The following is a 25,508-nucleotide window of genomic DNA, read 5'->3' as shown; positions in this document are numbered from 1 at the left end:
TACTTTGGAAATTATACCATTTCTGTTCATACCTTGAGTTAATTAAAATAGCGCCCACTGAAATACCTTTCCCTGATCAACTGAGATTATTTATGCGGCGCAATCTGTTACCTATCCTGATGTCTATGGTGCTGCTCAGCCCATTAGCCATCGATATTTATTTACCTTCAATGCCAACTATGGCGACAGAATTCGCCGTATCTGCCAGTGATGTGCAATCCACACTCGTATTGTTTTTATTCGCTATGGGTTTAGGCCAAGTGTTGATTGGGCCATTAGCCGATCGTTATGGCCGCCGTCCTGTGGCCATTTTCGGGGTCTTACTCTACGGCGCAAGTAGCCTTCTCGCTGCCGCGGCCATCGAATTTCATTGGTTACAGATTGCTCGTGTGCTGCAAGGTTTAGCCGCCTGTTCAACTTCTATCGTGGTGTTTAGTGCGGTGCGCGACTGCTACTCGCAAAAAGAAGGCGCTAAAATTTACAGTTACTTAAATGGTGCGATTTGCGTGATCCCAGCTTTAGCACCAACCTTAGGTGGCTTGTTAGCGATGCAATTCGGCTGGCGTTCAACCTTCGTTTTCATGACGTTATATGCCATGTTGATGATGCTCGTTGTTGGTTATCGCTTACCTGAGACTCGTCCAGCCAACACTGTTACTACTGGCCCACTTTACCGTTGGGGCAGATTCAAACCTGTACTCGGTAACACCCACTTTTTGTTTTATGCCTTTGCTTGTATGTCGGCTATGGCGGCTATTTTGAGTTATGTGTCTTATGCGCCAGTGTGGTTGATTGGGCATTTAGGGGTTTCAGAGTTGGCGTTTAGTGGCTTATTCGGACTCAATGCTGTGTTCAATATCGTGGCCTGTTTTGCGGCACCGATCGTCATTCGCAAACTGGGTAATCGTCCAACGGTTATTTTGGCTCTGTCCTTACTCGTTCTGTCTTCAGTGGCGACAGTGGCGGGCCAACAGTTTGGTCCAAATAAAGGGATGGCAGCAGCTTTTAACTTCATGTTACCTATGATGTTGTTATGTGTGGGATTTGCCTTCTTACTTGGTCCTGCGACTAGTATGGCGCTGTCAGCTTTCGGTGAGCGAGCGGGGACTGCCGCGGCTATGCTAGGTTTTATTCAGATGAGTGGTGCATCCGTTTTAGCTGGACTTATACAGCAAACGAATTTAACTGCACCTTACGCTGTGGCACTCGTCATGGGCGTGTTTTCTATTGGTTTGTTGTTGATGATGGCGCTGAGTCGATTCGACCACTGGCACCAAGAGCAGTTAGTTGGCGAGCATTAGTTCGCGGCACTGATTAATTACAGAGTACACCCTTTACCCACAGTTTGTTTGACCGCGAACTGTGGGTATTTTTTATTGTGTCTAATACCCTTTTATCCTTTGGTATACTCGTAAAATAACTCACTAAACCGAGGGTAAAGCTTGTCACGTCACTATTGTGTTATCTGTCGTTATCCGCAGAATGCTTGCTTATGTGCGAGTGTTCAGCCTATCTCTCCAATGACTCAGTTGGTGGTTTTACAGCACCCGAGTGAAGTCGAACATAAGAAGAATAGTGTGCGGGTATTGAGTCTTGCTGTACCTAAAACGCAAGTTTATGTGGGTGAAAGCGAGTCTGACTTCAAAGGTTTACGGGAATATTTAGCGGCGTGTAATAAGCCTATTTATCTCGTCTATCCCTCTGCGTTAAGTGTAAGTGTTGAACAGCAACATATTAATCCTGATTGTATATTGCTGTTGCTCGATGGCACTTGGCGTAAGGCATTCAAAATGCTGCAGCTGAATCCTTGGTTAACCCAGTATCCTGCGGTGCATTTGGCTGAAGGTTATGAATCGCGCTATCGGATCCGTAAATCGAGTCGTAGCGATAGTTTATCGACCTTAGAAGCTTGCGCTTATATGTTAAGCGCCCTTGATCCTACCCTTGATGTTCAGCCGTTAATGATGGCATTTGATGCTATGGTGGAACTGCGGATTAAGGCGATGCCGAGTACAGTGCAGGCTCGTTATCAGAACTCAAATGAATCCAGTGGTAAGGTATAGTTGATGGGGTTAAGGCTATTGAGTCTTAGATGTTTTAGGTATGAATTAGTGCTTTTAAGTTATTGAGTTTTTGAGACTCCGTACGAATTAAAATAGTCAAAATCTTATTCAGATCACGCTAACGTAATGTGAAATACGGTTTAATAACTGGGATTCATTTGCGCAGCAAATGATGAGATAGCTTTGCCAGCCAATTGCTTTGCAGGGGAGTGATTCCATTCATTACTATTAGTAAATGGCGTGCTGGCAGGGCTATCGAGCTTTAAATATGGTGTTTTTGTTGATAATAATGAGAGTGCTTTGCCAGGCCATCATTGGTTTTGCAGGGGAGTAGATTCCATTCATAACTATTAGTAAATGGCGTGCTGGCAGGGCTATCGAGCTTAAATCATATGTTTTCTGCAAGAAAATCTTTCCCCTTCGTTCGCGACCCATCAAAATATTTCGATAAAACCTTAGCGGAATCTTTCGTTTTCCTTTGTAAACGTTGAGAGCGTTAATTTGGTACACAAGTCGGATTATCGAGCCGATGCGAACATCGGCAGTCCTAAATCTGTTCTAGGCTAAGCGTTTTTCCGCAAGAAAGGCTTGGGTGAAGTTTTCGACTGAACTCGGGTAGCCAAATAGAAATCCTTGGGCGAAACCTTGGCCCATATCTGTCATTATGTCTTTTTGTTGTTGAGTTTCAATACCTTCTGCGACGAAGTGAATGTCGAGTGCTTGTGCTAGTTGCACTATAGCATTGCAGAGCTTTTGTCCTGAGACTTCGTTTAAGCGCAAGGCAAACTCGGCATCAATTTTGACGCTGTCTATTGGCAAAGTCCCTAAGCGACTGAGTGACGATAACCCAGTCCCAAAATCATCGATGGCAATGCTGACACCTAACGCTTTGATACGATTGAGTGTGAGTCGTGCTTGCTCCGGTTGTCGTAACAATGCCGATTCGGTAATTTCTAAAATCAGTGCTTCGGCGGGTAACTTCGACATTTCTAAGGCATTTATCACTTGGTCGATAAAATCTAAGTGTTCTAATTGCAGTGGTGACACATTGACTGAAATTCTAAAGTCGGGTTGATAATGTGCTCGCCAGAGGGCCGCTTGTACACAGGCCTGTTCTAATACCCATTGGCCAATGCTGACAATTAATCCTGTTTCCTCAAGCAATGGCACAAAGTCGGCAGCTTCATAATATTCTGTCGGTGACTTCTGCCAGCGGAGCAGGGCTTCGGCAGCAATAGTTTGATTTGTGTGTAAATCGACTATGGCTTGATAAGCGAGAGTGAATTGTTTTAGGCTATGTGCATGCCTTAGGTTATTGATTAACTGTAATTTTAACTCGGCTGCTAGGCTCATTTCCTTATCGTAAAACACGAGATGCGGTAAGCTCTTTTTAGCGCAATACATGGCAGTATCGGCAAGACTAATCAGCTGTCCCGCTTGGTTACTGTGGGTAGGAAATAGCGCAATGCCTATGCTGGTGCCGAGGAAGAACTTTTGGCCTTCAATTTCAAAGGGGCTCTCAAATAGGCTAAGAATTTGCTCTGCAAACAGCTGAATTTCATCTTTACAGCTACAGTCTTGCAGCACTAAGGTAAATTCATCTCCTCCCATACGGGCTATATCGGCCTTTTCGATACAACCTGCTTCGAGTCTGGCTGCGACCAGTTGTAATACTCTATCGCCCATGGAGTGACCGAAGCTGTCATTGATATTCTTGAAACCATTGAGATCTAAAAACATCAACGCGCCCAGTGCGAGGGGATCTGTTTTAAGTTTTTCGAGGGCACTATTGAGGATCTGCTTGAGATGGAACCTGTTAGGTAATCCAGTCAAGGTATCGTACATAGCTCGAGTTGTTAGCTGGGTTTCTAATAGTTTTTTAGTACTAATATCACTGAAAATATTCACATTATAATGAGCATCATCTTCCGTGACGATTTTACGACTGCTCTGCCAAGCAGGGAAGTTACTGCCATCTGAACGTCTTTTCCACGTTTCGCCCTGCCAAAATCCTCTTTGTTTCAAGGCGATTTGGCATTCGGTTTCTTCCCCCATATTATGGGTTATTACCTCTAAAAATTCAGGGGTTTTACTGATGAGCTGCTCAGCGCTATAGCCGCAAATACGGCACATTGCTTTATTGACAGCCAAAATTTGATTATCAGTGTCAGTGATATACACAGCTTCGGCACTTTCTTCGAGCGTGGTCGACAAAATTTCTTTGGGAATATGAGCAAAACCATCAGAAATCGTTTCGCGCATTTGATTGCGGCGATTAAGAGCTTGTAATTCAACGAGTACCACGGGCTGTTGTTGCAGATAACAGCGATAGAGATTAATTCGAGTCGGCAGTTCATTGCCTTGTTGGCTCATGTGCAGCCAGTTGAATTCAACATTATTGCCAGCAATGGCTTCAAGGATCATTTCCCGCGCAAATTCAACACTATTGCGGCCTGAAGATTGGATCCTCGGAGAAAAATCATAGGGAGTCGCATTCACAAAAGCATCGTATTCAGTCTCAAAATAACTGAGGGTGGCTTGGTTGGCACTAATAAAGCTAAAGCCTTGAATTAAGGCTAAGGGGGTTTTATGGGGATGTGCTTGCCAGAGAGACAGCTTTTCTTGTAGTACAGGATCATCTGTACTGAGTTTCTTAAGTAAGTGTTGCCATCTGATCATTCAGGATACTCCCTTGTGACGCAAAATAGTCACATCCCATTTTTAGGTCTTCGTTGAACACGAAGTTGCCCAATAGTACATCATTCCAATGGGGTTAAAAATAAACCTAATTGTTGTTTCACTCAAATAGAAACTTAAAAAGTGTAGTTTAAGACTTGTATTCAAGCATATTTTTTAAGAACACCTGCTGCATATTTCAAGCTTAGGCAGATTTTATGCTATGTTTTGCACATCTTGCGTGAATTGGCTTTTATCATTGATTCATTCAATTATCGAATAAAGGAGACTGGAAATGGCGTATTTATTTAAAGTGCTAATCTCTAAAATATTAATATCGCTAGTCCTCATCTTTAGTTTTCATCTCGCGTTAGCGAATGCCGCCGAGGCGCCAAAGCCTAGATTGACCCTAGAGCAAAAAGCCGATAAGGCACGCATCGACTCACAGCGATTAGAACAGGCTCAATTAGAAAAGGCCCGTCAAGCCACTAAAGAGACGACAGAGCGGGAAGATAACATTAAGCAACAATCCCAAACCAACGATTGGGAAGCGCAGCAAAAACTTAAGGCACAAAAACAGTTCGACGAAAGAGAAAGTCGCGAGCAAAAATATTTACGGGAAGCAAAAGAAGCCGCCGCAAAAGAGCGTAAAATCCCTAAACCTTAATCAGGCCATCGACATAGTCGATTTCAGCTGGTCAGTGCTAGCATTATTTGTGGGCATTACGACTATTCTCATTACTATGCACCTTACTATCCCTAGGAATTGTTGTTGAATATCTGCCCCTTATGCCATGGCGTTGAATTACTCGCTTATCATCAAGATAGGAAGCGTAACTACCTGCAATGCCAAACCTGCCAACTGGTGAGCGTGCCTTCTGAGTTTTATCTTTCGGCCGAGGCAGAAAAAGCCGAGTACGATAAGCACGAGAACCATGCCGATGATCTCGGCTATCAAACATTTTTAAATCGCACACTCGAGCCACTACTTAGCCGTGTTAGCACTTCGGCCCAAGGGCTCGATTTTGGCTGCGGAGAAGGTAAGGCATTGAGTCTAATGGCAAAGGCGCGCGGTTATCAGATAGATAATTACGACCTTTATTACGCTAATAATCCCGAAACGTTAGCCCGCCAATACGACTTTATTACCTTAACCGAAGTCATAGAACACGTGAGTGGTGCCGCAGGTTTGCTTACTCAGCTCGATAGGTTATTAAAACCCAACGGCATTTTGGCGGTTATGACCAAGCGTGTGCAGGATAAAACCGCATTTGCCCGCTGGCACTATAAAAACGATCCCACCCACATCAATTTTTACGCCGAAGCGACTTTTGAGTGGCTCGCGCATCACTATGGCTGGCGACTCGAAATTATCGATAAGGACGTAGTCTTCTTGCATAAAGAGAGGCATAAAGGAATTCATCAGTCGAGTTAATGCTGTTGTCGCTTAAATGTACTTATCATCAATTTGTGACGCTATAGATACCTGATTTTCTATGTTTTTTGTTGCAATGCCAGTGGCTATTACTAATACCTCAAGCTCTGACTCAAGATTAGGGTTAGTCGTTAGCCCGATAATCACTAGGGCATCGTGGGGGGCGTTGTTTGTTTAGCGCGCCTATCTGATTGTATTAACTGAGTTCTATGGTGTTCCTCGCGACGACACTCACAATTGCCGCTAGTGCTTGGTCTATATCATCGAGTAGTGGATGTTGCACCGAACGTTTACTCGTATTCTGCGTGTGGTTTTCAAGACGCTCGATTAATTCATTCACCGATATTTTACGGGGCGAGCGAGAGTTCAAACTGAGTAAGGGTCACTTGACGCTGAAAATTAGGCTGTATATCTAGTTAATAAGGTATGGCTGGAATAGCATTCTAGTAATAGAAGGCTGCGACAAAATCTGTCGCAGTAATATGAAAATAGAATTTATGTGGTTAATTCGATTAAATAAGTTCGCCAAGTGTATATGTTAGCGGTATAAAGCAAACGGATTAACACTGCGGCCAAGTGTCAAGATGAAGGAATAAATACAATGGATGTTAAGACGTATCTACAAGCATTGAGTGCTATTTACACCAACATGAATCAAACATTAGAGCTGGATCGTGGCTTATCAAACTCAGTCTTAGATGAAGCCGAAAAACAATTAGGTTTTAAATTTGTTTCTCCGTTAAGGGAGCTTTGGGGATATGCCAATGGCGGCAATGAGTGGAGCACAGTCTTTGCCCGGAAAGATTACTTTTGCCGATATGATTTTTTGTCATTAGCCTCATCTCTTACATATCGTGACCAAATGAAAAAACGGGCCCAGCACTACGCTAATTACCAAGAGCCAGAAGTGCGGGATCCCAAAATCCAATCGGGATGGTATCAAGAAGGTTGGCTGCCCTTTGCCCAATTTGGGGGTGGCACATTACTCTTGATTGCAGATCATTCGCCCTCAGCATTAGGTAAAATGGGACAAGTGATCGCATACACCCATGACCCCGATATGATGGACTTTATTAGCCCAGACCTAAGCCAATTTTTTGAGCAATCCTTGGCGCAAATCGCGCTATATCCAGATGACTTAATTGAGGATTAAGGATAACAAAAATGTACGATCCATTATTCAACAAACCTAGTGAACTGATTATTGAAGGTGAGCTTCAGGGCAACGATAAGTTACGCATAAAAATGCTCGAAGACGTTTCTCTGATGACACCAGAAACGAAGCATCAAATTCTAAATGCTATGCTCAAAATGCATAAATATTTTGAAAATTATTGCGGTGATTTGGAGGTTTCTTTAAATACCATCAATGAAATAGCCGCAAATACCCAGCCGTTGTACATTATATTGGATGACACCAGCACAATGGAGACTCGGGCAATTCGTTATCATTACGCCTGCAACTGGGAAACCGATCATGGGGTAGAAGTGATGGTACTCAATGGTAATCAAGTGATTTTTGTGGGCAACTGCGGTTACACCTATGGTGTGTTATTAGCCTCCATTGATAGTGCTTTATCCCTTCAAGATGAAGAGCTTAATTTTCTGTGAGTTGCTGACTAAATTTTACAACTATTATTCCCGCGCAATACTGTGTTACTCAGAAAGGCAATTTTAGCTAAGCATTTTAGCCAGACATCCACATATGATGGCTCTTGTTCAAGTAATTTTAGCCAGTACAGGTGGTAGAGAAACCGAAAGTGCATTATGTTGTTGATTTAAAATGGGTGGCTAGACTTTGGCTGGTAAACCAAGCTAAGGAGCCAAAACGTAACAAAGCGTTTAAAATCCTTCGCTTTACTCACTGGAAGTTCAAACTGCTGCTTCAGTTTGAAACTCCTTTAACACGGAGTTAACTTCCTATGACACCTGAATATCTAGCCAAACAAGTTGAATTTATTGACTGGCTCTCGGCTGCAAGTCCGATTGAAGGCATATTGGGTTCTACATATGGATGGGAGTGGCTGCCTACAAGCAGAGATCAAGAGGATCCTTTGAATGGTCCGAAAAAATGTGAGGAAACAAAAGACGCAGAGATGCTTGTGTATAAATCGGCGCTCAGATCTCTGAGAAAAATTGGCCGGTCACATCCTTTGCTTGTGTATGGTCCTCATGATTTTACTGAGAGCTTTAGAGGCGGCGCACTCTTTGCCTTCAAAATGGCAGCGAGAGAGGCCGCTCTCAGACAAAAGGGCGTATGGAGTGAGGTGGCTGAGTTGTATAGCCAAGGCCGATGGCCATGTGGTTTTAAAGAAAATCGTGAATTTGTTGTTTTGTGACTAAAGCTAACGATGCCAAGCATTAGGACAGCTTTTCCGTTGCCTTGAGTTTCTTTAACTGAGATCCGCCATCCCTATCTTTTTTCAGGTTGATTTATCTAAAAGCTGGATTCCAGCCCACAAACATTGCGGGAATGACGGTTAAAGACAGCCTCTAATGAAGCACAGTCTTTTTTACCTTTATCATTAAATCTATTAACACTTCCTCAGTGTCCGTGTAGTTTAGATAGCTTATAAAAACAACAATAGGCTATCGCTATGACTTTACCCTCTGTATCACTTGCTGCATCAACATCATTTGAATTTAAGCCTCCAATAAATAAATCCCGTTTTTCTAAGACCTTACTCGCTTCAGCCTTAGCCTTAAGCTTTATGGGCACGGGTTTTAATTCGGTGCAAGCAGCGACCAATACTATGCCGGATGCTGCTAAGTTGGCGGCGGGTGTGGAGCAAAAGGTGATCGGCTGGCGTCGTGATTTGCATCAACACCCTGAGTTGTCTAATCGTGAATTTCGCACCAGCAAGATTATTGAAAAACATCTGAAATCCTTAGGTTTAGAAGTACAAACGGGTGTGGCGCATACGGGCGTGGTGGCCATTTTGAAAGGCGGGAAGCTGAAGGGCGGCAAGCCTGGTCCATTGATTGCGATTCGAGCGGATATGGATGCACTGCCTGTGACTGAAGTGGTCGATGTGCCTTTTGCCTCTAAGGTGACTGACACTTATCGCGATCAAAAAGTGGGTGTGATGCATGCCTGTGGTCACGATACCCATGTGGCTATGTTAATGGGTGTTGCCGAAAACTTGGTTAAAGTGAAAGACAGCCTAGCGGGGGATGTGATGTTTATCTTCCAACCCGCTGAAGAAGGTGCGCCAGAGGGTGAAGAGGGCGGCGCGGAATTGATGCTCAAAGAAGGGCTGTTTGCTCAGCGCAAACCCGAGCAAGTATTTGGTATGCATGTCACCTCGAGTATGCCGAGTGGCATGATTGGCCTGCGCAGTGGTCCAGCAATGGCGAGTGAAGACTCTTTTACTATCAAAGTGAAAGGCAGCCAAACCCATGGTTCGCGTCCTTGGAATGGGGTCGATCCTATTGTCGCTGCGGCACAAATTATCACTAACGTGCAAACGATCGTCAGCCGTCAGGTGGATATCACTAAAGCGCCGGCAGTGGTGAGTTTTGGCGCGGTCAATGGCGGTATTCGCTCTAATATTATTCCTGATGAAGTCGAGCTGATTGGTACAATTCGTACCTTCGACCAACCTATGCGCGCCGATATTAAACTGCGTCTAGCGGAAATGGCCGAGCTGTCGGCGAAAACCTTAGGGGCGACTGCGACTACTGAGATCCATCAAGGTTATCCTGTGGTGGTTAACAATCCCGAATTAGTCGCCAGTATGCGGCCTGTGCTTGCGAGTGTGGTGGGCGATAAGATGCTGATTGAACCCGGGTTAATCACAGGTGCCGAAGACTTTGCTTACTATGCCTTAGAAACGCCGGGGATGTTTTTCTTCCTCGGGGTGACGCCAAAGGGAACGGACCCTGAAACGGCGGCCAGCAATCATTCGCCGGCATTTTATGTGGATGAAAGCGCGCTAAAAGTGGGCGTTGAGGCCATGACCAAAGTGGCGTTAACGGCGCTCAAAGCCCAATAAGTGGCTAATGCATTATTCCGTAAGCGCTGCGGTATAACTTGAGCTTACAAAAAATCGGCGCGGGATACGCTTCCTGCGCTTGATTTGTTAAACAATTTACCTCTATATGTGGATATTTACAGCAAGGAGCGAACAAGATGAAGCGCACGCTATCGGCTCTGGTGTTGGCCATGGGACTTTTGAACCCCCTAAGCCAAGCACAGGCCACCACGGCAGAAGACATTAAGAGTTTCACGCTAGATAACGGCATGAAAATCATGGTGCTAGAAGATGCCTCAATTCCCAATGCCAACATGTATTTATTTTGGAAGGTCGGTTCACGTAACGAAGTGCCCGGCATTACCGGTATTTCGCACTTTTTCGAACACATGATGTTCAACGGTTCGAAAAAGTACGGCCCAAAAATGTTCGACCGTACTATGGAAGCCGCCGGTGGCGCGAACAATGCGTATACCACTGAAGACATGACGGTTTATACAGATTGGTTCCCCGCCAATGCGCTCGAAACTATGTTCGATCTCGAGGCTGACCGCATCGCTAACTTAGATATCAACCAAGCCATGGTCGATAGCGAACGTGGCGTAGTGCAGTCGGAGCGTTCCACTGGCTTAGAAAACTCTAACTGGAATGCCCTCGAAGGCGAAATCAAAGGCGTGGCATTTTTAGCCCACCCTTATTCTTGGTCGGTGATCGGTCACGAGTCGGATATCGCCGCTTGGTCGCTGGAAGATTTAGTCCAGTACCATAAAACCTATTACGCGCCGAACAATGCCGTGGTCGTGATTGCCGGCGATGTAAAGCTTGCCCAAGTAAAAGCCTTGGCAGACAAGTACTTTGCGCCTATTCCGGCACAAACTCCGCCTAAAGCGATTCGCACCGTCGAGCCTGAGCAAAAGGGCGAGCGCCGTACCTTTGTGCAAAAGGCGTCGGTCAGCACACCGAACGTAATGCTGGCTTACCATATTCCGGCGGCGACTCACGCGGATTTTTATGCGCTGGACTTATTAAGCTCGATTCTAAGCCAAGGTAATAGCTCGCGTTTATATCAATCACTGGTTGATAAACAAGTGGCCTTAGAAGCGCAAACTTATATGCCAATGTCGGTCGATCCTAACCTCTTCTATGTGATGGGTGTTGCTACACCTGAGGTGAAAGCCTCGACGCTAGAACATGCGCTGATTGAACAAATCGATGCGATTGCGACAACGGGCGTTACCCAGCAAGAACTGGATAAAGTTAAAAATATCAAGTTGATGGATTTTTATCGCTCGATGGAAACCATTAATGGTAAGGCTAATACCATAGGCACCTATGAGATGTATTTTGGCAGTTACGACAAGTTATTTAATGCACCTGAAGCCTATAACAAGGTGACGCCTGCGGATATTCAACGAGTTGCCCAAACCTACTTACGTAAATCGAATCGCACTGTGGCTATGCTGGCGGCAACTGAGGAGTCTTCCCTATGAAATCGACAGCAGTGAAATCACTTAAGATGGCATCACTTGGGAAATCGTCTAAGTTAATGGCAGCATTGGCTTTAGGCACAAGCTTAATCATAGCGGGCTGCGCGGCGACATCGGCACCAAAGCGGGTCGATACTGGCAGCTTTGCGATGCCAAGTTACGATAAGTTTGTGTTAGATAACGGCTTAACTGTGTACTTAATGCCGCAGCGCGAAGTGCCGTTAATTACCTTAAATGCTGTGGTACGCGCCGGTGCAGTGAATGACACCACCGCAGGCGTGGCACAAATGACAGCAGAAGGTTTGTTGTTAGGTGCGGCGGGGAAATCTAAGGCGGATATCGAGCAGCAAGTGGATTTTCTCGGTGCAAGTTTAGTGGCCGAAGCGGATAAGGAAGGTAGTTATCTGAGTGCTGACTTTATGGCGAAGGACATTGACTTGATGCTGGGCTTATTTAGCGCGGCGATGTTAACGCCTGACTTTGATGCCGCCGAGTTCGATAAACTCAAACAGCGCGCGATTGCTGGGCTGCAGCAGGATAAAGAAAGCCCACGAGCTGTGATTGGTCGTTACTTCGATAAGCTCGTATTTGGTGCACATCCTTATGGTAATGCGGCTTCGGGTAACAGTGATTCGCTTGAACAAGTGACTGTGTCGCAGCTGCGCGCCTTCCATAAGAGTTACTATCAGCCTTCCAATACTGCGATAACTGTCGTGGGTGACTTTGATGTGGCGACGATGAAAGCCAAGTTGACGCAAACCTTTGGTCAGTGGCAGGGCAGCGAAAAACTGGTACAACCTGATTTAAACCAAGGTTTGCCTCAGTTGACCGAGGCCAAAGTCTTGCTGGTGGATAAACCCGATGCAATCGAAACTACTTTTGTGATCGGGGGCTTAGGTATTAGTCGTGACAATCCAGACTATGTAGGTTTAACGGTAGTGAACACTATTTTAGGTGGTCGCTTCACCTCTTGGCTTAACGACGAGCTGCGGGTGAACGCGGGGCTAACCTATGGCGCGCGCTCAGGTTTTAGTCCTTATACCGACTCGGGTGTATTTACTATCAGCACTTTCACTAAGACGGAAACCACTCAAGAAGCGATGGATTTAGCCTTAAAAACCTATGCACGTTTATGGGAAAAAGGTGTAGACCAAGCGACCTTAGATTCGGCTAAAGCCTATGTTAAGGGTCAGTTCCCGCCTCAGTTTGAAACCTCAGGGCAGCTGGCGGGGCTCTTATCTGGCATGTATCTATACGGTTTCGATGATAAGTTTATCAATGAGTTCCAAGCTAAGGTGGATGGTTTGACCTTAGAAGAAACCCAAAGGTTAGTGAAAACTTACTTCCCGCAAAAAGATCTGCAATTTGTGCTGATTGGCAATGCGGCTAAGATTGCACCTATTGCCGCTAAGTACGGCAAAGTGCAAACCGTCGATATTAAAGCCACGGGATTTGGCCAATAAGCCATCATTGCGAGGCTTGATTCAATAAAGAAAAGGTCTGCATAGTGCAGACCTTTTGCTTTTCTGTTCTTGGTGCTAGATGCAGCGTTTATTGTCCACCCGGCTTAGCATAATGGGTCATCCAATCCTTCACTTGATTATACCAATAGATAGAGTTATTGGGTTTCATAACCCAATGATTTTCATCGGGGAAGTAAATCATCCGTGATTCCACATTGCGAGTTTGCAGGGTGCGGAACAGTTCAAATCCTTGTCCCACAGGTACTCGGTAGTCGAGCTGACCGTGGCTGACTAAGGTCGGAGTGTTAAAGTTAGCCGCAAAGTAATGCGGAGAAATGGCTTTATACAGCTCAGGATTATCCCAGTAGTTGCCAAATCGGGTGCTGTGCACGGCAAAATCCGACGCCATTTGTGAATACATGTCGTAAACCGCAGCATGGATCAACAAGGCTTTAAAGGGATGTGGTTGACCTAAAATAATTGAGGTCAGATAACCACCGTAACTTGCGCCACCCGCCACCATACGATCGCTATCAATCCAGCTTTGCTGTTTAAACCAGTCGGCCGCCTTGAGCACATCTTCGAGGGATTTATTCTTCCAATCTGGGTTAATCGCATCGGCAAACGCTTGTCCGAAGCCGCTAGAACCATGGAAGTTTGGCCAAGCAGTGACATATCCCCAAGAGGCGAAGGTTTGTGCGTTCCAACGATAATGGAAACCGTCGGTAATGGCGTTGTGTGGCCCGCCGTGAACCAGCATAAAGAGGGGATATTTTTTACTGCGATCAAATCCGGGGGGATAGTGAACCCACATTTGAATATCTTGATCTTGATATCCCTTGTAGGTCACTGATTCGTAAGTGCCTAAATCAACATCTTTGAGAATATCGTCATTAAAATTCTCTAGGCGTACCGTCTTACCATTGCGGGGATTAATGCTGACCAAGCGCGCTGGGTGCAAAAAGCTCTCGTTGGTGGCAATCAGTTCACCGTCTTTGCCTATGGCGGGTTGGCCAAAGTCAGTTGCCTCTGTAATGGCTTTGACTTTACCGTTTTTGGCATCGATATGATAAATGCGGTTAGTGGCGGCATCTTCGATGGTGGCATAAAAGCCTTTACTGTCGGGGGTCCAATTAAATTGGCTGACCGAACGATCCCACTCTGGTGTTAGCGTATTAAGTTTACGGCTATCGATATCCAGTAACATCAGCCTTGAAGTATCGGCATAGAAACCGGGGATTTTCTGACGGGTAAAAGCCAACGTTTTGCCATTGGGACTAAAGCTGGGATCAGCATCTGCGGCTTGATTTTCTGGGGTGATATTCTCTGCTTTACCACTGCCAATCGTCGCAAGGAAAATATCCAGTTTAGGGTCGATACGGTTGTCTGAGCCATAAGTACTGAAGGCAATTAAGCGTTCATTAGGCGAAATATCGTAACTTGAACTGCTTTGGCTCGAGCGTGGTAACTCATGGCCGAGCGCTTGCGTCACGGATTCGACTTCGCCGCCCGAAGCGGGGATCCTAAATACATGGGCTTGGCGACGTTCATCTAACCAGTGATCAAACTGAGCGTAGGGCAAAGCGTTCCACTGGCGAGCGGAGACCTTATTGTCTTCGTCGGCTTTTAGTTGGGTTTTCATCTCGTCCCATGTTTGATTTGGGAATACATTGCTGATGAAATACAAATGCTTGCCAACCCATTTAATACCATTTACGCCAGTAGGTATGTCGGTTAAGCGTTGCGCTTCACCCGGACCGTCCATAGGCAATAGGTAGATTTGGCCTGCGTCGTCTTCATTTCGCTCACTCACAAAGGCTAAGGTTTTACCGTCGGGCGAAAACACGGGTTCACTTACCTTTAACCCTTTGAGTGTAATAGCGCGATTATTTTTCCCTTCGCCATCAAAACGCCATAACTGGGTCGAACCTTTATCTTCCTTCAGATCATATTCTGTGACTGGCGCAATAATATGCTCACCAGAGGGTGATACAACTGGGCTACCAATACGCTTAAGTTGCCAGAGCAATTCCACCGAGAGCGGTTTACCCTGCTCCGCAAATGCTGAGCCGAATGGCATCAACAGACAGAGCAATAAGATTCCTGTCTTCTTCACTGTGAGTCTCCTTATCATACATATAGTTATAATGATTTTATTTGTGGTGCAGATTCGAGAGTATAGAAACCGAGCATGAAAGCAAACTGAGTGATAACCCATAGCGGGACGCTTTGTGTAAGCATCTGTGAATGGTTGTCGGCTAATTGTGATTTGTTGATGACAGAATTACAGGCTAATCTAGGGTGATATTTCGGCTGAGGACTAGGTAGATGCAGAATAAAATCAACCGATTAAGACTGTTATTGGGAGTGACAATTGCACTGAGTGCTGCTATTCCTCTGGCTGCGCATGCGGCTAAGGTAAGTTTTAGTGAGTTTTGCCCTCAGTTTACCGGTCAATGGGTGGGCGATGCCGCCAAAGTGGGGGAAGTGCCACGAAAAGTCACAGTCACTGGATTTTGCTCCCATGATATGCGGCAGCTGTTATTGTCTGTGAGTGTTGGCACGCGTGCGCCCTATAGTGAAACCTGGTGGTTTAGGGAGCAGGGCGAGCAAGTGTTGTTGACCTATTACGATGGCGTGTCCCAAGAGAAGCAGCAAGTCTTTAGCTTATATCGTCAAAATGGCGATTATTCTTTGCTGGGTGAGGGCGTGGTGACTGCCCGGTCTGCGTTAATTCAATTACTGTTTGAGGTAAAGGGGGCGGGTGCTCAAGCTAACGCATGGCAATGGACGCAGAATATTCAATATTTAGATGATGATGTTGATCGCTATCAGCTTTTTCGCGGGATAGAGATGACGCCAGTCGCGCCATCTCCTTAGTCGCCAATCCGATTTACCTTCGATAGCGCTTAAAGTGCGCCAGCAAAATCCAGTTGGCGCCATGCTTCATAGCTGATAATTGCCACCGCATTAGACAGATTCAAGCTACGGCTGGTGGCCGCCATGGGGATGCGTAGTCTCTGCTCAGTGGGGATAGATTCGATAATCGCCATCGGTAAACCTCGGGTTTCTGGGCCGAATAGCAGCACATCGTCTTTGGCAAAACTCAGCTCAGTATGCGGGCGACTCCCCTTAGTGGTGCAGGCCATAATGCGCTTGCCCGTCATGGCTTCGAGGAAAGTATCGAAGTCTTTATGGCGAGTCACATTGGTTAAGTCGGCATAGTCCAAACCCGCGCGGCGTAGCTTTTTCTCTTCTAGATCAAAACCTAATGGCTCAATCAAATGCAGCTGGCAGCCATTGTTTGCGCAAAGGCGAATGATATTACCTGTGTTAGGTGCGATTTCTGGCTCATAGAGTGCGATATGGAACATACTGGCCCGCCTGTAGAAAATGACGGCCGATTATACGGCAAACGGTGGCCAAGCGCAGTGTCTGTTGTGGGTGGATTTGGCTAAGTTCATGCAATAGAGGTTGTGATAGGTGGAATTGTTATCTCAAGGCTTGCCTGTTTTATTATCTCAAAGTAATATATCTCAACATCAAGATACTTTTTAAGAAGTCATTATGCCCTTTATTATTGCGTTACTCGCTCCTGTATTTTGGGGGACGACCTATGCGTTAGTGAGTCTCTACTTACATGACATGTCGCCCTACTGGGTAGCCGTGTGGCGTGCCTTGCCTGCGGGGATATTAATGCTGATGCTGCGTCCTCGTTTGCCAACTTTGGTTTGGTCAAAGCTTGGTTTGCTGGCTTTTTGTAATATCGGTGCCTTCTTCACTTTGCTATTTATCGGCGCGTATCGTTTGCCGGGCGCGGTGGCGGGAACCTTAGGGGCTACTCTGCCGCTCATCTTCTTAATACTGGCTTGGCTCATTGATAAAAAACGCCCAGGAATGAAGTGGTTATTATTAGGTTTGATGGGATTAGGTGGGGTCATTTTACTGCTTAACCCTTCGGCGGATCTCGATCCTATCGGCGTACTTTGCATGCTGAGTGCCACGACGTTAATTGCTTTTTCTTCTCGCTGGATGCAAAAGTGGGATGTGGGTGACTTTTTAGTGCTGACCGCGTGGCAGCTATTATTAGGCGGTTTGATGTTGATCCCACTGGCTTGGTTTATGGCAGGGCCACCGCAGCTACCGAGTATGACGCTTGTACCTTCACTGATATGGTTAGTGATTGCCAACACCGCCGTTGCCTATTGGGCTTGGCTGTGGTCTATGCGAAACTTAGGGCCAGAAATCATGGGTATGGTCGCTTTAGTCAATCCCGTGGTTGCCGTATCATTAGGGGTCATGATTGTGGGGGAAACTTTAGACATGCGTCAGTGGGCGGGGATAGGTGTGATATTACTGTCGCTGTTATTGATGAAATTGCCACGGAATTTAAGGTTAAATCCATTTAAAAAAGTGCAACCCTAGTCATTATTTTGGGGTGAATGAGGCATAGATGCTAAAACGTTTGGATCTGAATTTACTGCCCGTACTCGAAATTCTACTTGAGGAACAAAGCGTGACCGCTGCAGCTGCGCGGTTGCATTTAAGCCAGTCGGCGGTGAGTAAACAGCTCACACGTCTGAGGGAAGTATTTGATGATCCTTTATTTGAGCGTACCGCCTACGGCCTAAAACCGACGCCCAAGGCTTTGTCACTCGCGCCTGAGTTGCGCCAATGCTTACAGCAATTGGCGCAATTTACTCGGCCGGACACCTTCGAACCCGCCTTGAGCCAACGACAGTTTAGAATGCATTTGGTCGAAACCACCTATTCACTGACCTTTCCCCATTTTATGCCCATGTTGCTCACTCAAGCGCCCGGTGTGAGTCTCAATTGCCAAACGTGGCGACTCGATACCATGGACAGATTACTGCGCTGTGACATCGACTTAGCCATAGGTTGTCGCGAGTGGGACGAGCGCTCGCCCATGCATGTGAATAATATTCCCGATGACTTATGCCATGTTGAGTTAGTGCAGGATTATCCAGTGTGTTTGATGCGTCGTGATCATCCGGCGTTAACACAAGAATGGAATTTAGATACCTTCTTGAGTTATCGCCATCTGCAAGTGGCCTTTGGCGGTTTAGAGCATTGGTTGCTGGATGATGTGTTGCAACTCGAGGGCCGTCAGCGGGATATTGCCGTGAATATGACCGACTTTCAGAGTGCTCTCACCCTGTGTGAACAGAGCGATTTGATCCTCTGCGCACCTTCACGCTATGCCTTGGCTGTGATGAAGTCTTTTGAGCTTCAGTCTTTACCATCACCCATCAAGCTGATCCCCGGTGCGTATTTATTGATGTGGCACAAACACTTCGAACACGACTTGAGCCATAAATGGCTGCGAGAGTTGATTATTAGCCAAGTGCTGCGTTCGATTACACCTCAGATTTAGGCAGTTTTGGTGTGGCTAACCAAGTGATTAATGCTGGCAAGATATTTTGCCCATCTGCTAAGCCTTGCTGATAGACGGCGGTTACTTTCCCGATGTTGCGATCGAGCCGCGATAGGTTAAGTGGTTGCGCTGGGCGGATCACAAAGGCTTTATTATTCGCAACGGCTTGGTTTAACTCGACTAATGCTTGATTATAAACACGATGGCGTTCATTTAGCGCATGGGCAACGGCGGGGTAGTGTTTATAGGTTTTGCGGGCTAACCAATTCATTTTCATCGCGGATTTTTGATAATGCTCATCTTGAGTCAAGATCACGACTTGGCGTGCGTAACCGTCCTTTCGTGATTGCGCTACTGGTATCGGTTCGCCGATGCCGCCATCGAGGTAAGGATTTTGGTTGATCACGCTGGGTTTAGACATAAAAGGCAGGCTAGAGGAGGCAATGAGCACGTCGAGCAATTTATCGTGATCATTAAAATCGGCCATCCCAAAGTAATCGGTTTTTCCTGTGTTGCAGTTAAAGGCGCCGACCTTGAATTCGGTATTACTATTTAAAAATGTATCAAAATCAAATGGCAGCAACTCATAAGCCATGCGACGGTAGGTAAAGTCTGTATTGACATAATTACCCGTTGCCAGCCAATGGCGGATGCCCATATAGCGTTTGTCATTGAGATATTGCTGCTGAATGTGGAGATTGCGACCAAATTGGCGGGATACATAGGACGCGGGATAAATGGCACCTGCAGATACCCCAATTACATAGTTGAAGTGAAGTGACTGCTGTAAAAACGCGTCTAATACACCTGCGGTATAAATGGCCCTGAGGCCACCACCTTCCAACACTAAGGCCACATCTTTCATCGAGTTACATCTTTTTATCGGTTTATCACCGCAGAATACCCCAGCTTAGCGCAGAAATGAATGCGTGTAAGGTATCTTCAAGATGCGTGACCAACATCAAGATGATGTGACTTTTTCTTAGTTTTAATTGGTAAGATATTGGTTACGTTATCGATTACGCCATCTTTTTGATGGCTCAGGTTAACATGATAAGCTTGGTGAAAATCTGCCTGATTAAAGTATTGGCTAAGTGCATTGAGCGCTTCTTTCACTTTTGCAGGTTGCTTATCCCGCGCCGACGTTACGCTATAAACACTGTAGGTATTGAGTGACCATTCGGGTAATAGGGTGACCAGTTGGCCGCTTTCGAGGTATTTATGCACTTCAGGTTCGGGCAGAGCGGCAAATCCTAGACCATCGAGTGTGAGTTGAATTAACGCCTGCATATTGTTGACGCTAATTCGCTGGCTTGTCAGTTCAAAACACTCTTGGCTGAAGGCGTGGGTTAAGATATCGCCTTTAGCATAAGTGTGGTAGATCCGATTTAATTCAGCTAACTCCGTTGGGTGGCTAAGGTTTTTATGCATTGGCAGATAATTGGGGGAGGCGCACAGTAACATACGCCAATCGGCTAAATGGCGGGCAATTAGGTTGGAATCCGATAAGGGGCCGATGCAAATCGCCAGATCGATACCGTCGTTGACTATATCTATCGGGCCATCTTGCAGCAGTAAATTCAAACTTATCTGTGGATGTGCTGCCAACAGGTAATTAAAAGGTTCGCTTAACAGGCCGCCGCCAAATCCTATAGGCGCGGCAATCTTTAATTCCCCTGATGGAATACCTTTCAAGTTATTAAGTTTCTGCTCTGTGCTTTCGACTATCGCTATGACCTTGCGGCAATTCTCATAGAACAAACTGCCCGCTTCGGTGAGTGTGAGGTTGCGGGTATTGCGGTGGAACAGGCTGATCCCCATGTCCATTTCGAGCTTGGTCACTTGCTGACTTACCGCCGACGAGCTGAGATTTAATTGCTGCGCTGCGGCACTCATTGAGCCCTTTTCTGCGATTGTCGCAAAAACGATCATCCCTTTGATCATGTTTTTATTCATTTTTAAGTAACTCTTACAAGTGAATACCTAAAGTCTAACTTGAGCTGATTGTAACATAGAGATACATTGCCGTATTGAAAATTGTTCTCATTTACAATCTTTGCTCTAATGGAGACTTGTCGGTTATGTTGTTAAGTCGTAAGAAGTACCTCGCTCAAGTGATCACCGCTTTATGTTTGTTGCCCACAGTACCAGTAACAAATGCCATTGCGGATACCGCGTCAGATAAAGAAAAGATGATGGAAAGAATCGTGGTGACTGCATCGGGATTTGAACAGCAAATTCGCGATGCGCCAGCTTCTATCAGCGTGATCACCCGTGAGGATCTGGATAACCGCTTCTACCGTGACTTAACCGATGCCATGTTAGAAGTGCCCGGTGTGGTGATTACGGGCGGTGCAGACCGTCAGGATATCAGTCTGCGGGGCATGGGTAGCCAATACACGTTAATTTTAGTGGATGGTAAACGCCAATCCTCGCGCGAGACACGGACCAACAGTGACGGCCCAGGCGTTGAAGGCGCTTGGACACCACCATTGGCTGCTATCGATAGAATTGAGATCGTTCGTGGGCCTATGTCGTCACTTTATGGTTCGGATGCCATTGGTGGGGTAATTAACATTATCACTCGCAAAGTGCCAAACGAATGGCAGGGTGAGGTGCGACTCGACAGCACTTTGCAGGAAAAATCTGACTCGGGAAATGTGTATCAAGGCAACTTTTTCGTCAACGGTGGTTTGATCAAAGATCTGCTAGGGATGCAACTTTATGGTCAATATACCCAGCGTGAAGAAGATCAAATCTATGGTGGTTACCGAGGTCGCGATGCGACTAACTTGACCGCGAGATTTGCGCTCACACCCAATGAAAATCACGATATCATGTTTGAAGTTGGTACTTCTAACCAAGAACTCGACAGCAGTTTAGGTAAAACCGTCACACCGTTAGCACCGGGCGAAGCCTGTGGCCGTCGCGGTTGCCCTGAATCTTCAATGACAGAATATGAAAACAGCACCTTCTCCCTTTCACATACAGGTCGTTGGGACTTTGGTACTTCGGATAGTTATATCAAGCATGAAGTGTTTGATAATAAAACCCGTAAGATGAAAATCACTAACACGGATGCGCAATCTAGCCTTATCACTACGTTAGGCCAAAGTCATACAGCGACCTTTGGCGCAGCATTCAACCATCAAGATTTAACCGACGAAACAGGTAACCAAGTGAGTGACTTAACTGATATTAGTCGCAAACAATGGTCGGTGTTTTCAGAGGATGAATGGCGCATTGTCGATAACTTTGCTCTGACCATGGGGCTGCGTTTGGATGATGATGAGAACTTTGGTAATCATGTCAGTCCGCGCGTTTATGGCGTGTGGGGATTAACCGACAGCACCACCTTAAAGGGCGGTGTATCAACAGGCTTTAGGGCGCCGAGTTTGCGCCAGACAGTGCCCGACTGGGGACAAGTCAGCCGTGGTGGCAACATGTACGGTAATCCAGATTTACAACCTGAAACTTCAGTTAACTACGAGTTAGGTTTGTATTCTGATCTGACCGAGAGCATTACCGCTAGCGCGGGTGTGTTCTATAACGAGTTTAATGACAAGATCACCCGCGTTGCCTGTCCTGCGACTCAATGTACCGATGGTCCAAATCAATTTGGTTCTAATCCGACGACTTATGTGAACGTCGACGAAGCTGTGACCCAAGGGATTGAACTGAGTATCGACTATCGCATTCGCTCAAATTTGAGTTTGACGGGTAACTATACCTATACGGATTCGGAGCAAAAGACAGGTGTTTATAAAGGTAGCCCATTGAATCAATTGCCTAAGCATTTGATCCAAGCGTCTTTCAACTACGAGCCTATTGATAATTTAAGCACTTGGTTGAGGGTGAACTACCGTGGCGAAGAGAGCCAACCGACGACTGGACCTTCATCGAGCAGTTTAATCGCCCCTTCTTATACTCTGCTGGATTTGGGGGCTAACTATCAGTTGAACGATAGCTTGAAATTTAGTGCGGGCATTTATAACGCCTTCGATAAGGAAATTACCCAAGAGGAATACGGTTATATCGAAGATGGCCGCCGTTACTGGTTAGGTATGACTTATAGTTTTTAAATTAAAAATAGCGAGTTATAAAGAAGCCAGCACTTAGCTGGCTTCTTTTTTGATTATTCAAAATTCGGTTTACGAATAAACAGGACGCTGAGATCTTGCTTTGGCGTGAATTGTTTTTGCTGGAACTCAAAGGTGAGAGGGTCAGTTTTTTTAAGCTCGCCATCAAAACACAAGCTAATGAGATCTGTGGGCTGGGATTTTTTTAGGGTGAGTTTGAAGTCCTTAATCGACCCTTGCCAGTTATTAGCTGTGACCAAAATATAGCTAAGATGGCTCCATTCGACGCCAATCTCCTGATCTTCACCGTCTTGTTTGACGACGAGATTGCGCTTCTTAATCCCTTGCTTGGCGCTTTCATCTAAACAGGCCAGTTCAGTGTAAGTATCAATAATACTACTGGCAGTATCGGGGATGCCCGTTGAGAGGCTTGGCGTGTAACTGTGGCTGATGGAGACAGATTGGCCTGCGGGAAAGGTTTGTTCCCACACAAAGTAATCGCTTAGGGTAAAGGCGATTTGTTGGTCCTCATCTAACCATTGCTTGGGGAGTGCGGGTTTACCCTTGGGGACTTCGGCATATTCGGCAAAGTAAGCGACTTCATCTACACCCCAGCCAAGCTGTTTCAGCTCGGCTGAAATATCGGTTTTATCGGCAAGTTGGGCAACCAGCCTGTGCTGAGTTGGCTGGGTATTACCATTCACTTTAAGGGTGAAATTATCAATGCTGCTGTGATCGGCTGAGCCAAAAAACATCGGTGGCATGGGGAAGGCGATGGGGACGATAAGATCCTGCGAACTGGTGTTGGTAAACACATAATCGACCCTGACTTCGGTCTCGCTGATGAAGAGGGACTCTTTATCCATACTGATATTAGGCTGATATTTCAAGGTAATAGAGCCATTAGCATCGCCAAAACTGCTATCATTGGCAGAGGCAGTTTCTCCGTAGACGAGTAAAACTATAGCAAAAAGGGGTATGGCTAAGTGTGCTGACATGTACTTCTTAACTCTAGTTGGATGTTTTAGTATCAATGGGGAACGATTATTGCGCGCGGGCGAGGTCGATGGCCGCACTTATCGCATTTCGCGCTTGTGGGCTATTTTTCCAGCAAGTGGTGCGCAGCATGCTGGCGACTAAGTTAGCAATATCATCCACTTCGTGTTGGGCGAGTTGTTGCAGCGAGCTGATGCCAATTTCTTCGAAGCGTTTAATTACCGTCGGGCCAACGCCTTTGAGTGCTAATAAGGCTTGTTTTTCTTGTTCATTAAAACCCATAACGAATACTCCTTTATTGTTGGGATTGTGCTCAATTAATAGTACTGGGCAAGATTACCTTTAAACCGAGTTAACAAAAAGGCCCTCGAAGGGCCTGTTTAGTCTTTATGAATCAACAATCATCAATAAGTGTTACATATCACAGGGTTTGAGCGGTTTACGCAACTGGGCGCGCACGTTATCCATGCCTGAGTAAAACTCTTTCATCATCAATAGACCCATCATCTTGCCGTTATCGGTGACGATCAGATTGTCGGGATCTGTTGGGTCGTTTTTGATGGCGCCAATCAGTTTCATCGACGTCATTTCTTTAAATAAGGCGGTATCTAAATTGACGCCAAAGGTTTCGCGGAAATATTTACGCGATAAACGGCCGGAGAACATGCCCAGCAAAAAGCGATATTGCATCACGTCTTTTTTGCTGTAGTTCTTTTGTTGCTCGACACCCATTTGACCCGCTGCGATGCGTTCTTGGTACTTACGTAGCGAGAAAGTGTTCACATAAAGCGTGTCATTTAAGAAGCTAAATGAGCCCGAACCTACCCCTAAGTATTCGTCGTAATCAATAACGTATTCGTCAAATCCTTCGTCATCGGTTTTACCAAATGCCCATGCAGACAATTGATTATATTGACCATTAAGACTGTTTAATATTTGGCGATATTGGTTTGCCATATCCGCTTGCGGCGCCGCTAATTTGCCTTTAACACTTTTACGGGTTTGATGAGTGATCATCAGCGGATAGGTGGTAATTTGTCTTGGGTCTAAGCGCGATGCCATGTCGAGATCGTGTTGGATCACTTCATCGGTTTGGCCGCGGAAACCAAAAATCAGGTCGACGTTGATAATAGGGAACAACTCTTTGGCACCCATGATCTTGTCGAAGGTTTGCTGACCCGTGCCGAATTTATCGAGTCGGTCGGTCATTTTTAAAATATCGTCATTAAAGCTTTGCACGCCGATAGACATGCGATCCACTAAGCCTTTGAGCTGTTTAAAGCCTGGGCTGTCTAAATGCTGCGGATCGGACTCGCAGGAGACTTCTTTAATGCTAGGAAATAGGGTTTTAGCGTGTTCTATGGTACGGGCTAATTCGTCTTCTAATACCGTGGTGGTACCACCACCAATGTACATAGATTCAAAGTCATAGCCGAGGGCCTTGACCATTTCCATCTCTTTACGTAATGAGATGAAGTAGGCACGCGCCTTGTCTTCCTTAAACATAAAACGGTGGAAGGTACAGTAAGAGCACAGGGTATGGCAGAAGGGAATATGTGCGTATAGCATATATTTTTTGCCTTCAACCGGTGCTGGCATCATTTCTGCGGAAAGCGTATCGAGGCGAAGATTCTTATCGACATAGTACTGCATGACCCGTTCCATCGAGCCGAGCATCCAGTTAGGGACGGTAATATTCGCTTGATAAGGCGTTGCGATAGCGCCGTTGAGCGTTTGAATAACTGATGACATAACGATTCCTATCTGAGAGTGCTAACCGTAAACACCGAAATTGCTTTAGGTAATTCACGACCACCTAGCGCAATAAGACTACCTCGTATGTAATTGTTAAAACGTGAACTGGTTATAAGTTACGGTTTCCTAACAAGGAAATCACGGGCTTTTTGTTAAGCAGATCATGTTTTAGCGATTGAGAATGC

Annotated in this window: 23 protein-coding genes; 14 read left to right on the top strand and 9 right to left on the bottom strand. The window is 45.8% G+C overall.

All coding sequences use genetic code 11. From position 1 onward, the window contains the following. Positions 1 to 92: 92 nt before the first annotated feature. Both L5L97_RS15120 and L5L97_RS15115 read left to right on the top strand, forming a co-directional pair. Positions 93 to 1,301, top strand: coding sequence for a multidrug effflux MFS transporter (locus L5L97_RS15120; protein ID WP_263182635.1), 1,209 nt, complete (start codon positions 93 to 95; stop codon positions 1,299 to 1,301). A 141-nt stretch (positions 1,302 to 1,442) separates the two neighbouring features. Beyond that, positions 1,443 to 2,063: a tRNA-uridine aminocarboxypropyltransferase gene (locus L5L97_RS15115; protein ID WP_263182632.1), complete on the top strand. Its 621-nt coding sequence runs from the start codon at positions 1,443 to 1,445 to the stop codon at positions 2,061 to 2,063. 558 nt (positions 2,064 to 2,621) lie between these two features. On the opposite strand, the gene L5L97_RS15110 is transcribed toward L5L97_RS15115, so the two are convergent. Next, entirely contained in the window at positions 2,622 to 4,742 is a 2,121-nt protein-coding gene (locus L5L97_RS15110; RefSeq protein WP_263182629.1) for a putative bifunctional diguanylate cyclase/phosphodiesterase, read from the bottom strand. A gap of 292 nt (positions 4,743 to 5,034) precedes the next feature. Between L5L97_RS15110 and L5L97_RS15105 the strand changes: the two genes are divergently transcribed. Both L5L97_RS15105 and L5L97_RS15100 read left to right on the top strand, forming a co-directional pair. After that, positions 5,035 to 5,406 (top strand): hypothetical protein, encoded by a 372-nt coding sequence (locus L5L97_RS15105; RefSeq protein WP_168827272.1) that lies wholly within the window; start codon positions 5,035 to 5,037, stop codon positions 5,404 to 5,406. A gap of 105 nt (positions 5,407 to 5,511) precedes the next feature. Beyond that, positions 5,512 to 6,174 carry a class I SAM-dependent methyltransferase gene (locus tag L5L97_RS15100; protein WP_263182627.1) on the top strand — a complete coding sequence of 221 codons (663 nt, stop codon included), beginning with the start codon at positions 5,512 to 5,514 and terminating at the stop codon, positions 6,172 to 6,174. 196 nt (positions 6,175 to 6,370) lie between these two features. On the opposite strand, the gene L5L97_RS15095 is transcribed toward L5L97_RS15100, so the two are convergent. Next, the gene (locus L5L97_RS15095) at positions 6,371 to 6,514 is read right to left on the bottom strand and encodes a hypothetical protein (protein ID WP_211085969.1); all 144 of its coding nucleotides are present in this window, start codon (positions 6,512 to 6,514) and stop codon (positions 6,371 to 6,373) included. Positions 6,515 to 6,775: 261 nt separating this feature from the next. Here L5L97_RS15095 and L5L97_RS15090 point away from each other — a divergent pair, with 261 nt between their 5' ends. From L5L97_RS15090 to L5L97_RS15065, 6 genes are all read left to right on the top strand, one after another. Further along, on the top strand, positions 6,776 to 7,327 hold the full coding sequence (locus tag L5L97_RS15090) for an SMI1/KNR4 family protein (protein ID WP_263182626.1): 552 nt from the start codon (positions 6,776 to 6,778) through the stop codon (positions 7,325 to 7,327). Positions 7,328 to 7,338: 11 nt separating this feature from the next. Next, a complete protein-coding gene (locus tag L5L97_RS15085; RefSeq protein ID WP_263182624.1) occupies positions 7,339 to 7,785 on the top strand; it encodes a DUF6985 domain-containing protein in 447 nt (148 codons plus the stop codon). Between the two features lie 311 nt (positions 7,786 to 8,096). Further along, positions 8,097 to 8,513, top strand: coding sequence for a hypothetical protein (locus L5L97_RS15080; RefSeq protein WP_263182622.1), 417 nt, complete (start codon positions 8,097 to 8,099; stop codon positions 8,511 to 8,513). 258 nt (positions 8,514 to 8,771) lie between these two features. Continuing rightward, positions 8,772 to 10,169, top strand: a complete 1,398-nt coding sequence (locus L5L97_RS15075; protein ID WP_263182619.1) for an amidohydrolase — start codon at positions 8,772 to 8,774, stop codon at positions 10,167 to 10,169. 137 nt (positions 10,170 to 10,306) lie between these two features. After that, a complete protein-coding gene (locus L5L97_RS15070; RefSeq protein WP_263182615.1) occupies positions 10,307 to 11,638 on the top strand; it encodes a M16 family metallopeptidase in 1,332 nt (443 codons plus the stop codon). Continuing rightward, entirely contained in the window at positions 11,635 to 13,098 is a 1,464-nt protein-coding gene (locus L5L97_RS15065) for a M16 family metallopeptidase (RefSeq protein ID WP_263182613.1), read from the top strand. The genes L5L97_RS15070 and L5L97_RS15065 overlap by 4 nt, the downstream gene beginning before the upstream one ends. 88 nt (positions 13,099 to 13,186) lie before the next feature. Here L5L97_RS15065 and L5L97_RS15060 read toward each other — a convergent pair whose 3' ends face one another. Continuing rightward, complete coding sequence (locus L5L97_RS15060) at positions 13,187 to 15,214, bottom strand: alpha/beta hydrolase family protein (protein WP_263182611.1); 2,028 nt, start codon at positions 15,212 to 15,214, stop codon at positions 13,187 to 13,189. Positions 15,215 to 15,426: 212 nt separating this feature from the next. Here L5L97_RS15060 and L5L97_RS15055 point away from each other — a divergent pair, with 212 nt between their 5' ends. Continuing rightward, entirely contained in the window at positions 15,427 to 15,978 is a 552-nt protein-coding gene (locus L5L97_RS15055; RefSeq protein ID WP_263182610.1) for a hypothetical protein, read from the top strand. A 29-nt stretch (positions 15,979 to 16,007) separates the two neighbouring features. Here L5L97_RS15055 and trmL read toward each other — a convergent pair whose 3' ends face one another. Further along, the gene (trmL, locus tag L5L97_RS15050; RefSeq protein ID WP_105250569.1) at positions 16,008 to 16,472 is read right to left on the bottom strand and encodes a tRNA (uridine(34)/cytosine(34)/5-carboxymethylaminomethyluridine(34)-2'-O)-methyltransferase TrmL; all 465 of its coding nucleotides are present in this window, start codon (positions 16,470 to 16,472) and stop codon (positions 16,008 to 16,010) included. A gap of 193 nt (positions 16,473 to 16,665) precedes the next feature. Between trmL and L5L97_RS15045 the strand changes: the two genes are divergently transcribed. After that, a complete protein-coding gene (locus L5L97_RS15045) occupies positions 16,666 to 17,523 on the top strand; it encodes a DMT family transporter (protein ID WP_263182607.1) in 858 nt (285 codons plus the stop codon). Positions 17,524 to 17,551: 28 nt separating this feature from the next. Further along, positions 17,552 to 18,493 carry a LysR family transcriptional regulator gene (locus L5L97_RS15040; protein ID WP_263182605.1) on the top strand — a complete coding sequence of 314 codons (942 nt, stop codon included), beginning with the start codon at positions 17,552 to 17,554 and terminating at the stop codon, positions 18,491 to 18,493. Here L5L97_RS15040 and L5L97_RS15035 read toward each other — a convergent pair. Next, positions 18,477 to 19,358, bottom strand: a complete 882-nt coding sequence (locus tag L5L97_RS15035; RefSeq protein ID WP_263182603.1) for a patatin family protein — start codon at positions 19,356 to 19,358, stop codon at positions 18,477 to 18,479. The genes L5L97_RS15040 and L5L97_RS15035 overlap by 17 nt on opposite strands. A gap of 77 nt (positions 19,359 to 19,435) precedes the next feature. Then, positions 19,436 to 20,449 carry a LysR family transcriptional regulator gene (locus L5L97_RS15030; RefSeq protein WP_263182602.1) on the bottom strand — a complete coding sequence of 338 codons (1,014 nt, stop codon included), beginning with the start codon at positions 20,447 to 20,449 and terminating at the stop codon, positions 19,436 to 19,438. 125 nt (positions 20,450 to 20,574) lie between these two features. Between L5L97_RS15030 and L5L97_RS15025 the strand changes: the two genes are divergently transcribed. Further along, entirely contained in the window at positions 20,575 to 22,575 is a 2,001-nt protein-coding gene (locus tag L5L97_RS15025; protein ID WP_263182600.1) for a ligand-gated channel protein, read from the top strand. Positions 22,576 to 22,628: 53 nt separating this feature from the next. Here the strand turns inward: L5L97_RS15025 and L5L97_RS15020 are convergent, their stop codons facing one another. From L5L97_RS15020 to L5L97_RS15010, 3 genes are all read right to left on the bottom strand, one after another. Further along, the gene (locus L5L97_RS15020; RefSeq protein ID WP_263182598.1) at positions 22,629 to 23,570 is read right to left on the bottom strand and encodes a DUF4424 domain-containing protein; all 942 of its coding nucleotides are present in this window, start codon (positions 23,568 to 23,570) and stop codon (positions 22,629 to 22,631) included. 46 nt (positions 23,571 to 23,616) lie between these two features. Beyond that, on the bottom strand, positions 23,617 to 23,850 hold the full coding sequence (locus tag L5L97_RS15015) for a hypothetical protein (protein ID WP_011787794.1): 234 nt from the start codon (positions 23,848 to 23,850) through the stop codon (positions 23,617 to 23,619). A 132-nt stretch (positions 23,851 to 23,982) separates the two neighbouring features. Next, a complete protein-coding gene (locus tag L5L97_RS15010; protein ID WP_025008660.1) occupies positions 23,983 to 25,320 on the bottom strand; it encodes a coproporphyrinogen III oxidase family protein in 1,338 nt (445 codons plus the stop codon). Positions 25,321 to 25,508 lie beyond the last annotated feature (188 nt).

The organism is Shewanella sp. SM71 (assembly GCF_025653905.1).
Classification (GTDB): domain Bacteria; phylum Pseudomonadota; class Gammaproteobacteria; order Enterobacterales; family Shewanellaceae; genus Shewanella; species Shewanella oncorhynchi.
Note: the sequence above shows the minus strand (reverse complement) of the source record. Positions and strands in the feature narration are given on the sequence as shown.

Coding starts and splice junctions, on each gene's coding strand:
- L5L97_RS15120 (WP_263182635.1), top strand. CDS start 93: ATGCGGCGCAATCTGTTACCTATCCTGATGTCTATGGTGCTGCTCAGC.
- L5L97_RS15110 (WP_263182629.1), bottom strand. CDS start 4,742: ATGATCAGATGGCAACACTTACTTAAGAAACTCAGTACAGATGATCCT.
- L5L97_RS15105 (WP_168827272.1), top strand. CDS start 5,035: ATGGCGTATTTATTTAAAGTGCTAATCTCTAAAATATTAATATCGCTA.
- L5L97_RS15090 (WP_263182626.1), top strand. CDS start 6,776: ATGGATGTTAAGACGTATCTACAAGCATTGAGTGCTATTTACACCAAC.
- L5L97_RS15085 (WP_263182624.1), top strand. CDS start 7,339: ATGTACGATCCATTATTCAACAAACCTAGTGAACTGATTATTGAAGGT.
- L5L97_RS15080 (WP_263182622.1), top strand. CDS start 8,097: ATGACACCTGAATATCTAGCCAAACAAGTTGAATTTATTGACTGGCTC.
- L5L97_RS15075 (WP_263182619.1), top strand. CDS start 8,772: ATGACTTTACCCTCTGTATCACTTGCTGCATCAACATCATTTGAATTT.
- L5L97_RS15070 (WP_263182615.1), top strand. CDS start 10,307: ATGAAGCGCACGCTATCGGCTCTGGTGTTGGCCATGGGACTTTTGAAC.
- L5L97_RS15065 (WP_263182613.1), top strand. CDS start 11,635: ATGAAATCGACAGCAGTGAAATCACTTAAGATGGCATCACTTGGGAAA.
- L5L97_RS15055 (WP_263182610.1), top strand. CDS start 15,427: ATGCAGAATAAAATCAACCGATTAAGACTGTTATTGGGAGTGACAATT.
- trmL (WP_105250569.1), bottom strand. CDS start 16,472: ATGTTCCATATCGCACTCTATGAGCCAGAAATCGCACCTAACACAGGT.
- L5L97_RS15045 (WP_263182607.1), top strand. CDS start 16,666: ATGCCCTTTATTATTGCGTTACTCGCTCCTGTATTTTGGGGGACGACC.
- L5L97_RS15040 (WP_263182605.1), top strand. CDS start 17,552: ATGCTAAAACGTTTGGATCTGAATTTACTGCCCGTACTCGAAATTCTA.
- L5L97_RS15035 (WP_263182603.1), bottom strand. CDS start 19,358: ATGAAAGATGTGGCCTTAGTGTTGGAAGGTGGTGGCCTCAGGGCCATT.
- L5L97_RS15030 (WP_263182602.1), bottom strand. CDS start 20,449: ATGAATAAAAACATGATCAAAGGGATGATCGTTTTTGCGACAATCGCA.
- L5L97_RS15025 (WP_263182600.1), top strand. CDS start 20,575: ATGTTGTTAAGTCGTAAGAAGTACCTCGCTCAAGTGATCACCGCTTTA.
- L5L97_RS15020 (WP_263182598.1), bottom strand. CDS start 23,570: ATGTCAGCACACTTAGCCATACCCCTTTTTGCTATAGTTTTACTCGTC.
- L5L97_RS15015 (WP_011787794.1), bottom strand. CDS start 23,850: ATGGGTTTTAATGAACAAGAAAAACAAGCCTTATTAGCACTCAAAGGC.
- L5L97_RS15010 (WP_025008660.1), bottom strand. CDS start 25,320: ATGTCATCAGTTATTCAAACGCTCAACGGCGCTATCGCAACGCCTTAT.